We start from the raw sequence: 13,686 nt of genomic DNA on the forward strand, positions 1-13,686 counted from the left end.
TGTCCCACAATCAATCTAACGAACCACTTATGAAACCTCTTTTATCACTCTTACTCATTTTATCAAGTTATTTTCTCACTGCCCAAACCACCGTTTCTGGCGTAGTGACAGATCCCAAAGGCGTGCCTATAGAAGGCGCAAATGTATTTCTGGACGGTACTTATGACGGTGCAAGCACAGACGCAAGAGGCGTATTTTCTTTTACGACTACAGAGACTGGCGAGCAGCTACTTAAAGTCACCTTCTTATCATACGAGCCTTATGAGATTTTTATGAATGTAAGCACTTTTAAAAACCTTAATATTAAACTACGAGAAGATATAAACTCACTAGACACGGTTGTACTCTCTGCAGGTACTTTTGAGGCAAGTGATAACAGTAAAGTATCTGTTTTAAAACCACTAGATGTGGTTACCACAGCAAGTGCGCTAGGTGATTTTGTAGGTGCTTTACAAACCTTACCAGGTACCACCACAGTGGCCGAAGATGGTAGACTCTTTGTGCGTGGTGGAGATGCTGGAGAGACTCAAATTTTTATAGATGGCATACGCGTTTTTACACCCTATACACCTACGGCAAACAATACACCTACAAGAGGCAGGTATAGCCCATTTCTTTTTGACGGGATCACATTTTCTACCGGAGGATATTCTGCCGAATATGGGGAAGCCCTGTCTAGCGTTTTATTGCTTAACACGGTAGATGAGCCAGATCAAAACAAAACAGATATCTCTATAATGTCTGTAGGGGCAGGGCTAGGTCTTACTAGAAAATTTGAAAAGAGTTCGCTCAGTTTGAGCACCTCATACATCAATCTGGCGCCTTATGTCGCGTTATTTCCTAATCGTAATAACTTTAACAAACCCTTTCAAGCACTGGCGGGAGAGGCAGTATATAGATATAGAACTACAGATGGACTTTTTAAACTCTATGCCGCTGGAGATCGCACTAGCTTTGACATCACGCAAGAGGATATAAACAACCCAGAAGGATTTAATCTAGGGCTTACTAACAGTAATGTATATGTAAACTCATCATACACGGGTATGCTTAATGATACGTGGAGTATACAAACAGGAGGTAGTTATACGCTTGCGCGAAATGAAGCCAACATACAATCTACAACCCAGGTGCTAGACACAGAAAACAGTGCACACCTCAAGCTCAAACTAAAGAAGAGGTTTTCAAATAGATTTAAACTCTCCTTTGGCGCCGAACAGTTTATTACAGATTTTGATGAAGATGTCACCGTTGCGGTTAATGACAATATGTTTACTGCAAACTATGATTTTAAAAGTAACATCACAGCCGCCTTTGCCGAAAGTGATATTATTTTCTCCAGAGACTTTGCTATAAAACTAGGAGCGAGAGCGAGTTATACAGACTATATGAAAGATGTTACATTTTCGCCTCGAGCGAGTATAGCCTATAAAACAGGATCAAAGAGTCAACTATCGCTAGCATATGGTGACTTTTATCAAAATCCGCTTAATGACTTTTTGAAGTTTAGTCAAGATTTTGAAGCTCAAAAAACTACACACTACATTGCAAACTATCAATACAGTGATAACGGTCGTATTTTTAGAGCAGAGGCTTATAGAAAGTCGTATAGTGATTTAATAACTTCAACAACAGAGTTTGCTAGCCCAGAGAGTGTTTTTACAAACGAGGGGAGCGGGTATGCACAAGGTGTAGACGTATTTTGGAGAGATAATACCAGTATTAAAAATATGGATTACTGGGTAAGCTATTCTTATCTTGATTCTGAGAGAAAATATCTCAACTATCCCGAGCAGGCGAGGCCTACCTTTGCTAGTCCTCATAGTGTCTCTATTGTGGCAAAGTATTTTGTAGAAGACTGGAAATCACAAATAGGGATGAGTTTTCAGCACAGTTCTGGTAGAACCTATACAGACCGAAACACTCCAGGTTTTTTACAGGCAAATACAAAGTCTTTTAATGACTTGAGTGTAAACTGGGCTTATCTTTTATCGCAACAAAAGATATTATACTTCTCTATCAATAACGTGCTAGGTTTAAGAAACATAAATGGTTACCAGTATGCAGATACCCCAGACACAGCAGGAATGTTTAACAGGCGAGCGCTTAGACCCGCAACAGATCAGTTTTTCTTTGTAGGTTTCTTCTGGACCATAAGTGATGATAAAAGTAGTAACCAGCTTGATAATCTATAAAACGCAACCTTTTTATAAATTAAGTATCTTAGTAAAAAAATGTAACTATTATGAAATACCTACTTTTTGTCTTTTGCTTTGTAACTTTAATTGCTTGTGGAGGTGATGATGATCAAGACACGCAGGACCCAGTGGCAGACTGTACTACAGAGATCCTACCTACTTTTAGTATAACCATACGTGATGCTAGTACTAATGCCTTGCTAGAAGGTGTATCCATAACCGTTATGGACCAGACTTTTACAGCAGTATTAACAGAAGTTTCTCCAGGGGTTTATGAAGGCCCAGATGAGCGAGATGGTAGCTATACAATTAGAATAGAAAAAGAAGATTACCAGACGATAATCACAGCACAAATTACTCCACAAGAAGATGAGTGTGGTCTAGTAACTGAGGTGCTAAGTTATGAGCTAGAAGAATTATAAAACGTAAGATATATTTATATATATAACAAGGCCTACAACACTGTTGTAGGCTTTTTTTTATGCGAGTTTTGTAACATAGCTTTCTATATTACTACCTATAATCACAATCAAAAACTTTAAAAATGAACGCACACGAAATAGATTATGAAATCTTCGGCGAGGAGATGCAGTATGTTGAGGTAGAGCTAGATCCTCAAGAAGGAGTCATAGCAGAAGCAGGAAGCTTTATGATGATGGAGGAAGGGATTCGTATGGAAACTATTTTTGGCGATGGCTCTGCAAAGGATACGGGGGTAATGGGTAAGATCTTTGGGGCAGGAAAGCGACTCCTTACTGGAGAAAGCCTGTTTATGACTGCATTTTATAATGATGTTGTGGGTAAAAAGAAAGTAAGCTTTGCTTCTCCATATCCCGGTAAAATCATTCCGATAGATTTAGGAGCGATAGGAGGGAAGTTTGTGTGTCAAAAAGATGCATTTCTTTGTGCTGCAAAAGGCGTATCTGTCGGGATAGAATTTTCGCGTAAGCTAGGTAGAGGACTTTTTGGAGGAGAAGGTTTTATTATGCAGCGCCTAGAGGGCGATGGCATCGCGTTTGTACACGCAGGCGGTACAATGCTTAAAAAAGAACTTGCTCCAGGCGAGCGCCTCAAAGTAGATACAGGTTGTATTATAGGCTTTGATAGCTCCGTAAACTATGATATAGAGTTTGTAGGAGGTATTAAAAACACCATTTTTGGTGGTGAAGGATTGTTTTTTGCAACCCTAACAGGTCCAGGAACTGTTTACATACAGTCCTTACCTTTTAGTCGTCTGGCAAATCGTGTGCTAGCAATGGCTCCAAAAACTGGAGGAAATAAAAGAGGCGAAGGTTCTATACTAGGTGGACTGGGAGATTTACTAGATGGAGATAATAGATTTTAGATAATTAACTATTTTTTAAGAAGTTATAACGCCGTTTGTTAGCACTTTTGTGGTCATTATGTAGTATATTTATAGAATGGAATTCAAAAAAACCAGCCTATTGTTATAAAACTACCTTTTAAAGTCTAACCTATAAAAACCTTCGAATATGGCGAGAGCAATGTTTGAATACACGAAGACTATTCTTGATAAGGTAAGTTTTGATAGTTCATTATTTTGTAAAGAACTAGAAAAGGCTATTAAGAGATTATTACCTTACGAGATAGATGAATTAAGAATCTGGATCAATACACTTGTAGAAACAAGGCCAGATTTAGGACAATGTTTAATATATCTAAAACCGTAAAAAAAGCCCCGTACTACGGGGCTTTTTTAGTTATATATCTATTGTAATCAACCTATTTGTTAAGCGGACTTATAATCTGTACGTTTTGAAAAGTAATTGCACCTTTTACAACACCAGCTATGGTAGAACGCAACGCCTCAATGATCTGCATTTTTAATTCACTTTTATGAAAAATGATACTCACTTCTCTAGCAGGAGAAGGTTCTTTAAATTCTTTAAATAATTCTTTTTCCTTAATAGGCATATCTAAAGTATGTAGATAAGGTAAAAGCGTCATCCCTAGTCCCTCGTTTGATAACTTTACAAGTGTTTCAAAACTTCCACTTTCTAGTGTAAATTTTTCTTCGTCTTTGTTGCGAGGAGTGGTACATAAATTAATAACTCCGTCTCTAAAACAGTGACCGTCCTCTAGTAACAATAAGTCTTGAGTATCTAGATCACTAGGCTCTAACACCTCTTTACTTGATAATCTATGGTTGTTTGGCACATATGCCATAAAAGGCTCATAGTATAATGGTCGTTCTTTTATATTTGGGTTTTCTAGTGGTGTTGCAGCTATGGCTGCATCTAGATGCCCCTCTTCAAGACGTTCCATTATTTGATCTGTATTGAGCTCTTCTATTTTGAGAGTAACCTTAGGGTATTTCTTTATAAAATTAGTAAGAAACATAGGTAATAACGTAGGCATTACTGTGGGTATTACACCTAGCTTAAACTCTCCACCTATATATCCCTTTTGTTGATCTACAATGTCTGTAATGCGATTTGCTTCATTTACAATATTACGCGCCTGGTGTACAATTTTTGCACCTATATCTGTAAGCTCTATGGGCTTCTTACTACGGTCAAATATTTGTACATCCAGCTGGTCCTCTAGCTTTTGTATTTGCATACTAAGCGTGGGTTGCGTAACAAAAGTTTTTTGAGCCGCTCTAGTAAAGTTTTGATGCTCTGCAACAGCAAGCACATATTTAAGCTGAGTTATAGTCATTGGTAAGGTTATCTATCACAAAAATAAGAAATGATTAATTATAACCCTCTACAAAGGTGATGAGAAGTAAACACCACAAACAAAAAAAGTCTGTGTACAAGACACAGACTTTTGTGTTGTTATATGAAACTAAAATTACATTTTAATCTCAAGTTTTAAATCATCAGATGCTACTGTAAACTTTGCGTCGTTCCAAGTAGGAGGGCCAAAACCAGCACCACTTCCAGAAATCCCATAATCCTCTTTAGGCATACCATTTGCTTCAAAGTCCATACGGTTATTGCCATTCATATCGTGTAATGTGATAATACCATACTCACCTGGTTTTACATTTTCAAAAACGAGTGTAACTGTTTTATTTTCTGGTGTTGCAGACTGTGTGTCGAGAGGAGCTGCCTTCATAAAAGTTCCTTCTGTGTATAATGAGGCAGAGGCAGCTCCGTCATTATTTGTTAGGTTTGGGATAGTAACGGTTACAGTTACTCCAGATGCTTCTTGCCCAAAAGAAAAAGATGATACGGCTGCTAGTAATAAAAAGATAATTGTTCTCATAATGATTAGATTTTAGTGTTGTTATTTTTAATTGATGATGTAAATGTATCATCACACTTTCGTGAAAACAATCTGCGGTTACCCAACTGTCATTTTATGAGACTGAGTTGTAATAATCTAAATGTAAGAGCTCATTTTTAATAAGATAGCCCTATTTGCGCTCGTATAGTATCTAGCATCATAATGAGTTTTTTACTCTTAGAAAATGTCATCACGTCACTCTCAGTCTTGCCTAGGGCAAGCATCTCTTGACAATGTAATATTTCATAATGGTAACCATTCACCCCTTCTGTAATTTTAAATTCTAATGTTTTGGTCACATCATTTTCGGTAATTGTTACAGAGCTAGGCTCGTGAAAACGACTATTTATAACAATTTCTCCCTTATCAAAAACAATGTGACAGGTAGTATCTGTTTGCTCATCTATCGCCGAAAATAGTTGTGCCTCCACACCAGTAGGGTAACGCAGTTTAATAGTACAGTTATGATCAACGCCAGTAGGGCCTAGAGTTGCCTTAGCATTTATATCATCTGTATAACCAAGTAAAGAGAGCGCTGCAAAAACAGGATAGATACCTACGTCTAGTAAACTACCGCCACCAAGTGATTTATTGTACAGCCTAGAAGTTGTGTCAAACGGACTATTAAAACCAAAATCTGCCTTAAGTGATTGTATCTCTCCTAAGGTACCACTAGCTACTTTGTCAAGTACAAATTTATAATGTGGTAAAAAGTGTGTCCATAATGCTTCCATAAGGAATATTTTTTTCGCTTTTGCGAAAGCGATCATCTCCTCAACCTCTTTAAGATTCATAGCAAAAGCTTTCTCGCAGAGCACAGCCTTGTTATTTGATAAACAGAGGAGCGTATTTTCCTTATGAAACATATGTGGCGTAGCGATATAAACAATGTCTATGTCTGGATCTTGCGCCATCTCTTCATAACTACCATAAGACTTTACAGCTTTGTAAGTGTTACCAAAGTTTACAGCCTTTTCTTTATCACGACTCGCTACGGCATATAAGTTTGCACCTTCGGTGAGGAGGAGGTCATTTGCAAATTTGCCAGCTATCTTTCCGCAGCCTAGTATTGCCCAGTTTGTCATAGTGGTTGTTATTTATAGGAGTATTTTGCTTTCACGAAAGCGTTCAAAAAAGAAAATTACACATAGTCCTTATTAGAACTTCCAAAGCTTGCTTGTAGCAACATTGCTAGTCCCATCACAAGACCACAGCCTACTACGTTTAGCCACAAGTACGGAAACTCTATAATATCATAATGTATCAAGCCGTAAACGATAATAATAATTACCTGCGTGATAAGCGCTGCAATAAATACGGCATTGCTTTTTACAAATTTGATAAAGAAGGCTAGTAAAAATATCCCTAAGATATTTCCATAAAAAATAGAACCTATAATGTTTACTAGCTGTATTAAGTTTTCAAAAAGGCTGGCCGTACAGGCTACAATAATGGCGAGTATACCCCACATAAGTGTAAAACCTTTGGTGCTTTTTACATATAACGCATCTGTCATCTCTCCTTTGTAGTTGCGCTTGTAAAGATCTACGGCTGTGGTTGCGCCCAGTGCATTGAGCTCAGATGCGGTAGATGACATTGCAGCACTTAATATTACCGCAAGAAGCAAGCCTATAAGGCCATTAGGTAAGTTGTTAAGTATAAAGTGAATGAAGACATAGTCTTTGTCATTATTTTCTACCTCTGGAGCAGCTTTTGAGATAATAGTTTTTCCTTTTTTACGTAACTGTTTATCTCTAGTTTCATAGGTAGTGATGTAAGATAGTGTCTCACCATCTCGCTCATAAGTGTCAAGAGTAGGGTCTTGAGCATAGTTAAATGCTGCTTGTTTTTGTAGTTCTTGGTTTGTAAGAAGTTGTTCTTCTAGCGAGGCAAATTCACTTGCATAAATAGATGATTTAACTGCATCTGTCGCCGCAGGATTAAAGTGCAGCGGTGCACTATTAAATTGATAAAAGACAAAAACCATCACACCTACCAGTAGTATGAAAAATTGCATAGGGATTTTAAGAGCACCGTTAAAGAGAAGACCCATTTGCATTTCCTTTACATTTTTACCAGAGAGGTAACGCTGGACTTGACTCTGGTCTGTACCAAAGTAAGAGAGCATTAAAAAAGTACCTCCTAACAGACCTGTCCAGACTGTATATCTATTACTAAGGTCAAAAGAAAAATCTAGAAGGTTCATTTTTTCGCCAGCACCGGCTATGCTTAGCGCATCTGTAAAGTTTATGTTTTCTGGAAGTTTGTCAAGTATGAGGTAAAAGGCAATTGCCATTCCTGCAAAAATGACTGCCATTTGTTGCTTTTGAGTAATACTTACTGCCTTTGTGCCACCAGAAACGGTATAGATAATCACAACGATACCTATAAGAATATTGAGCATTGTAAGATCCCAACCTAATACGGCAGAGAGAATGATGGCAGGAGCATATATAGTAATACCTGCTGCGAGACTGCGCTGTATTAAAAATAGGATAGCAGCTAGTGAGCGTGTTTTAAGATCAAACCTACTTTCTAGATACTCGTAAGCCGTAAAGACCTTAAGCCTGTGGTATATAGGGATAAAAACAAGACATATAATGACCATTGCAATAGGCAGGCCAAAATAGAATTGTACAAATCCCATTCCATCATAAAAACCTTGCCCCGTGGTAGATAAAAAAGTGATGGCACTTGCCTGTGTTGCCATTACTGAGAGACCTACGGTCCACCATTTTGAGGAGTTACCGCCTTTTATATATTCTTCGGCATTTTTACTTCCTTGTGTTTTATAGGTTCCATAAACCACAATAAAAATTAAGGTAAATGCAAGTACAGCCCAGTCTATAGTTTCCATATTATGAGAATGAGGTCATTAAGAGATAGAAAGCAATAAAGTATGCTAGATTAAGCAATAAGATGATTGTGTATTTCTTCTTCCAGGTGTATGAGGATGGCTTGTTCATAATTACTGTTTAATATCTTGCTGCTCTTGTTTACCTACACTAAGCATATTTGCAAATAGCTTGTATGCCCCAGATACTCCAGCTGGTAACTCTCTAAAAAAGCTTAAGCCAGTGTAGATATAATGTCCTTTACCATATGCTGCGATGAGAAGACTTCCATCTTTTGCAGTCTCTCCCTTATCGTTCATTGATAAAATAGGCGTGTACTCACTAGACCATTTATTCGGAAAATAAAGACCTCGCTCTTGTGTCCATCCTTGAAAATCTTGTTGAGACAACTTGTTAGGAAAATTCATAAGTGGGTGATCTTTTGCTAGGACTCTCACCTCGCTATTTTCATCTGTCACACGGTCTCTAGAAAGTGTAAGCTCATACGGAGCGCCTATTTTTGTGTTGCCCCAGCGTCCAGAGGTGTTGTATTGTGCGATAAGTGTTCCGCCATCTTTTACATAATCTAGTAGCAGTGGCTGTTTTGCTTGCATCTCATCTACCACATTATAAGCACGTATACCTACAACCACAGCGTCAAACTGTGATAGCAACTCTGGTGTTATGGTTGCAGGATCTATCACTGCAACTTGATAACCTATCTGCGCGAGGTTATCTGGTACCGCATCTCCAGCTCCTTGTATGTAACCTATGTAGTTACCCTTGCGTGCAATATCTAGTCGTACAACACGTGCTTTATTAGGCAAGAATAATGACTGCAGCGGGATGTGAGCATAGTCTATTTTTATAAGCTCTTTAGTATACGTCTTTCCTCCAGAAACCACACGCGGACTCAAATCACCCTCGCTATCACCAGCCGGTGGTGTTACTGTAAATACAAACTCTTTTTCTTCTCCCTTATTTGCTATAGAAACATCATAACTAGCAGGTGATGCCGTCCATCCAGATGGTTTATCTAGTAGCACAGTTCCTGTAAAATTAGCTTGATGTGCTGTGACTGTCACGGGTATTTTTTTTGATTCCGCTTTCGCGAAAATGATCACCTTAGACTCTAGTCTAGATGACACAGCTGGTACAATTTCAAAAGGCTCATACACTTCACCTTTTACTCTGTCATTGTATTTATAGACAATAGGTTTTGTAATACTTATAGGCACTCCCGAAATGACAAGGTCAAATGTGACTGTGTTTTCTTGTGGTGTTTCTGGTTTACCTATCATGTGCTGGTCTGCAACCTTGTACATACCTAAAGTACCTTCTTCTCGTAACCAGTAAGCCGATGTATCTTTAAAGTCATCATTTACCGTAAGAGTTGTAGATGTGGTATAACGCTCATTATTCGCTAGTGGTTGGTTAGACGCTACTACGTTATTTGCTACTGTTACGGTAGCTTTTTTGAGAATCACAGACTGTACACTTCTATTTATAGCTTCTATATCTAGTTTTATTGAGCTGCCTGTAGTTGCATAATTAGTATCTGCTTTTGCTTCTAGGTAAAGGCCTGTCACTGCAGTGATAATTTTCTCAAGTTCTTTAGACTTTATGTTTTTCCAGTGTGTGTCTTCTAGTTGTTGCACGAGGGCATATGCCTTCATAAGTTGTGGTATACTCTTATCTGGCGCAGTAAAGTCATAGGTGGCAACTACGTTGTCTAGTATTGTCTTTATTGCTTTTCCTCCTTTAACACGTGTCCAAGTGGTGTTAATACCTTGAAAAACATCATCGTTAGTAGGCATTTCTCCACGTAATAACTCAAAATAAGTATCACTAGTACCACGCGAGCCCGTATTACCAAATCCTTGAGACTTATGCTGGCTTCTACTAAGGGAAGATATTTCTGTATTTGACAACCCTAAGCCAGGGTAGAAGGTACCTACATCTACTTTCACAAGGTTAGACTTATCTGCCGCTTCAAATTTTTCTCTACTTCCATAAAACCACCAAGAGGTATTAAAAAATTGTCTTTGTGGTGACCAGGTATCTGTGTATTGTAATTGATCTAGATATTTTGCGGCATCTCCAGCAAGATCATATGCCTCTACAGAGAGCATTGCACTAGAGGTGTGGTGTCCGTGTGTGCTTCCCGGTGTTCTGTGATTAAATCTATTAATGATTACATCCGGCTTAAAAGTACGTATCGCCCATACTACATCACCCAGTACTTCTTCTTTGTTCCAGATGGCAAGTGTCTCATCTGGATGTTTTGAGTAACCAAAATCGTTTGCACGTGTAAAACGTTGCTCTCCACCATCTGTTGCGCGAGCGGCAAGTAACTCATTAGTGCGTATTACTCCTAAAAGTTCCCTTAGTTCTGGGCCTATAATATTCTGGCCACCATCACCTCTTGTAAGTGATAAGTATGCCGTTCTTGCTTTTACGGTATTTGCAAAGTAGGAGATAGCTGTTGTGTTCTCGTCATCTGGGTGTGCAGCAACATATAGTACAGAGCCTAAGAAATTTAGCTTTTTTAGGTCTTCATAAATTTCGCTAGCTGTAGGTTTACTGGGCTGTACAGTGATTCCTTGTGAGTACGCTTTCGCGAAAGCAAAAATAGAAATCAGAACAAAAATCGCATAGGATTTGCGTGTCATATTGAGAGTGTTGTTATCTCTCAAATATACCTAATATCAATGCCTAGGAGGTTTTCTTTAAGTTTTCTTTAACGATTATACAGGCTTGTTAAAGTGGTCATTATCTGATGTAGGATCAATAGGCTCTACAATGCGTGTTGCGACTCCATCTTGTACTAAGGTGACTCCTTTTTGCATAATAAGACTGTTAGGGTAGGTGTGTAGACCGCCATCATCTGTGCGCAAATTCATATGGAAGCCTTTTATGTCTTCTATAATGGCAATAATGGGAAAATCCTTATCGTGTATCTTAATGCGATCACCTATCTTGTAGGGAAGGGTGAAAAATATAATAACACCAGAGGTCATATTACTTAATACAGACCATTGAGCAAAAAAGCCTATACCTATAAGAGCAAAAACCGAAGAGGCGTACACGCCTATATCTCTAGCATTAAGGCTCCAGATGAGAAAAGCAAACACAGAGGCAATGAGGATAAGAATAAAGTCTACATACTTCATTACTAGATTTGCACGTTGCTTTACCTTATTTTTTCTATCTGAAAAACGATTTACAAAGTAAGAAATCACCATACGTAGGCCTATCATAACAACCGCTACGATGGCACTTTCTATAAGTTGCTCTCTGTATAAGTTTATAAAATCTATAGCCATTTTTTGCGCTTAAAGTATATGATAGAACCTATAAAAATAAATACCATCGCTCCCCAGAAGTAGTAGTAACCATTTTGCATTTCTAACTCTGGAATGTGTTGAAAATTCATCCCATAAATTCCTGCTAGAAAAGTCATAGGTATAAAAATAGTAGCGATAATAGTAAGAACCTTCATCACCTCGTTCATACGGTTTGCGATGTTTGTTGAGTTCATATCCATTAGTCCTGCTATGGTGTCTCTATAAACCTCTACAGTCTCAATTACCTGTATGGTATGATCATAAAGATCACGCACAAAAACTTGCGTTTTTTTAAGTATGAGGTGATTATCTACTTTTTCTAGCTTATTTACAACCTCCCGTAGCGGAAAAATTGACCTACGTACTTGTATCACCTCTTTTTTGAGCTGTTGTATCTCTTGCGAATAGTTTTCTGAAGGGTTTGTATATATTCTTTCTTCTAGCTCTTCTATTTTATCACTTAGGGTCTCTATGATTATAAAGTAGTGATCTATCACCGCATCCATAAGTGCATACATTAGGTAATCTGCTCCAGTAGTGCGCACCCGACCTTTAGACAGGCGTATACGATCTCTAATTCCATCAAAAACGTCACCATCATACTCTTGCATAAGCAAGACATAGGTCTTGCCCAGAATAAGGCTTATGTGCTCCGTGTTTAATTTACCATCTGTATCGTGATAGAGCATTTTAAAAACAATAAATAAATGATCTGGATACTCATCTAGTTTGGGTCGCTGGCTGGTATTTGCCACATCTTCCATCACCAGTGGGTGTAGCTCATACTTGTGTGATATATCTGTAAGTGCCTGTGTGTCAGAAAGACCATTTACATTTACCCAGGTAACCGTTTTTTCGTCTGTGTCTTTTGTGTAGCTGGATAACTCGTGTACCGTTTCTTCTTCTACAAAGGTTGCATTGTAGTCAAAAACATCTATGAGGACATCTTTTACTTCCTTTGTACCCGTATAAACTACGTGACCCGGGGCGTGCGACATTTGCTCTTTAATGACGCTTTTTGATATAAGGTTTACCGCTGTAAAGGGGTTAACTTTATTGAGTTGTTTACGTAACCTTCCCATTAGTTTAATTGTAATTCTGTACGCAAAGCTTCATCTGCAATACTTTTTTTACCCCAGTAGGCACTTTTTATGGTTTTCATCTTAGTGGCTGTCGTTGTCATAGGATTGCCGTCACGCCCTTGAGGAAATGTCTCTGTCCAGCCCTCTATAGTATGAGGAAACTCAGGAGTATATTGTATAGTAACTGTGCGTTTTAATTCTGGATATTCTATTGTGTAAGAATCCCCATTTAGGCTTCCTGTTGCTTGATATGCTGCAAGATCAATATGTGAGTTACGTATAAATTCAAGATTAGGTATAGCCTTAAATGATCCTGTAGGGAGTGAGGTTGGGTCAAGGCGTATTTGTGTCCATAATTCATTTTCTAGTATATCTTTTGGGAGACTCATTTCTTGGTCTGCCTCAGATTGAAAGTAGGAGTGAGAGGTCACTTCAAAGTCATCTCTGTTATTAAGTTGTGCATATACGTGACCGCACCATTCTTGTGTGCTCTGTGATACTTTTATAGCGTGTTTTTTTTCGGTAACGGGATAAAATGTGCTGGTCATTATGGAATAGGGGTAGATGCCTGTTACAAACTTTTTGGTAGCATTGAGCTTTAGGACAGGGATGTTGCTATCGTTTTGAGCATCTGCTTTTACTTGTTCTTTTGGTAAGAAATCTTCGGTTACATAAATCAAGACTGCTGTGCCTGGTCTTATCTCGCCATATCGTGCTTGATTTAGTTTATAAGAAGAAATTTCGGCAGTGCCGGCATACCAGTAATCTTTCCACTCTTGAGATAAATTACGTTTTTCTGCGGTGGTGGTTTTAGCTGAGTCCGCTTTCGCGAAAGCGATATTACCCCCAGTCTCTTTTTTACAACTTATAAGCATCGCAAGTAACGCAATAGCCACTATAGAAAAGAATATAGCACGCTCTAGGGCAAACATTTTTTTTAAGAATCCCATAATTTATTTTTAACTAAAAG

Annotated in this window: 12 protein-coding genes; 4 read left to right on the forward strand and 8 right to left on the reverse strand. The window is 38.3% G+C overall.

Features of this window, described 5'->3' with window-relative positions; all coding sequences use genetic code 11:
* Positions 1-29 precede the first annotated feature (29 nt).
* From ACJJVM_RS00185 to ACJJVM_RS00200, 4 genes are all read left to right on the forward strand, one after another.
* Positions 30-2,195: a TonB-dependent receptor gene (locus ACJJVM_RS00185; protein WP_405210370.1), complete on the forward strand. Its 2,166-nt coding sequence runs from the start codon at positions 30-32 to the stop codon at positions 2,193-2,195.
* 50 nt (positions 2,196-2,245) lie between these two features.
* Positions 2,246-2,620: a hypothetical protein gene (locus ACJJVM_RS00190; protein WP_299150024.1), complete on the forward strand. Its 375-nt coding sequence runs from the start codon at positions 2,246-2,248 to the stop codon at positions 2,618-2,620.
* Positions 2,621-2,742: 122 nt separating this feature from the next.
* Positions 2,743-3,543 (forward strand): TIGR00266 family protein, encoded by an 801-nt coding sequence (locus ACJJVM_RS00195; RefSeq protein WP_298351268.1) that lies wholly within the window; start codon positions 2,743-2,745, stop codon positions 3,541-3,543.
* Positions 3,544-3,691: 148 nt separating this feature from the next.
* A complete protein-coding gene (locus ACJJVM_RS00200; protein ID WP_298351263.1) occupies positions 3,692-3,889 on the forward strand; it encodes a hypothetical protein in 198 nt (65 codons plus the stop codon).
* Between the two features lie 52 nt (positions 3,890-3,941).
* Here ACJJVM_RS00200 and ACJJVM_RS00205 read toward each other — a convergent pair whose 3' ends face one another.
* The 8 genes from ACJJVM_RS00205 to ACJJVM_RS00240 all read right to left on the reverse strand — a co-directional run bounded on the left by ACJJVM_RS00205 (position 3,942) and on the right by ACJJVM_RS00240 (position 13,666).
* Complete coding sequence (locus tag ACJJVM_RS00205; protein ID WP_298351260.1) at positions 3,942-4,880, reverse strand: LysR family transcriptional regulator; 939 nt, start codon at positions 4,878-4,880, stop codon at positions 3,942-3,944.
* Between the two features lie 135 nt (positions 4,881-5,015).
* A complete protein-coding gene (locus tag ACJJVM_RS00210; RefSeq protein ID WP_298351257.1) occupies positions 5,016-5,432 on the reverse strand; it encodes a DUF2141 domain-containing protein in 417 nt (138 codons plus the stop codon).
* 137 nt (positions 5,433-5,569) lie between these two features.
* A complete protein-coding gene (locus ACJJVM_RS00215) occupies positions 5,570-6,538 on the reverse strand; it encodes a Gfo/Idh/MocA family protein (RefSeq protein WP_405210371.1) in 969 nt (322 codons plus the stop codon).
* 56 nt (positions 6,539-6,594) lie between these two features.
* Entirely contained in the window at positions 6,595-8,310 is a 1,716-nt protein-coding gene (locus ACJJVM_RS00220; RefSeq protein ID WP_298351249.1) for a sodium:solute symporter, read from the reverse strand.
* A 111-nt stretch (positions 8,311-8,421) separates the two neighbouring features.
* Entirely contained in the window at positions 8,422-10,959 is a 2,538-nt protein-coding gene (locus tag ACJJVM_RS00225; protein WP_405210372.1) for a PIG-L family deacetylase, read from the reverse strand.
* A 75-nt stretch (positions 10,960-11,034) separates the two neighbouring features.
* Positions 11,035-11,613 carry a mechanosensitive ion channel domain-containing protein gene (locus tag ACJJVM_RS00230; protein WP_405210373.1) on the reverse strand — a complete coding sequence of 193 codons (579 nt, stop codon included), beginning with the start codon at positions 11,611-11,613 and terminating at the stop codon, positions 11,035-11,037.
* A complete protein-coding gene (gene corA / locus ACJJVM_RS00235) occupies positions 11,604-12,716 on the reverse strand; it encodes a magnesium/cobalt transporter CorA (protein ID WP_405210374.1) in 1,113 nt (370 codons plus the stop codon). The genes ACJJVM_RS00230 and corA overlap by 10 nt, the downstream gene beginning before the upstream one ends.
* The gene (locus tag ACJJVM_RS00240; protein WP_405210375.1) at positions 12,716-13,666 is read right to left on the reverse strand and encodes a septum formation inhibitor Maf; all 951 of its coding nucleotides are present in this window, start codon (positions 13,664-13,666) and stop codon (positions 12,716-12,718) included. Before ACJJVM_RS00240 ends, corA begins: the two co-directional genes overlap by 1 nt.
* Between the last annotated feature and the right edge of the window lie 20 nt (positions 13,667-13,686).

The sequence above is a fragment of the Dokdonia sp. Asnod2-E02 genome (genome assembly GCF_045063915.1).
Lineage (GTDB): Bacteria > Bacteroidota > Bacteroidia > Flavobacteriales > Flavobacteriaceae > Dokdonia.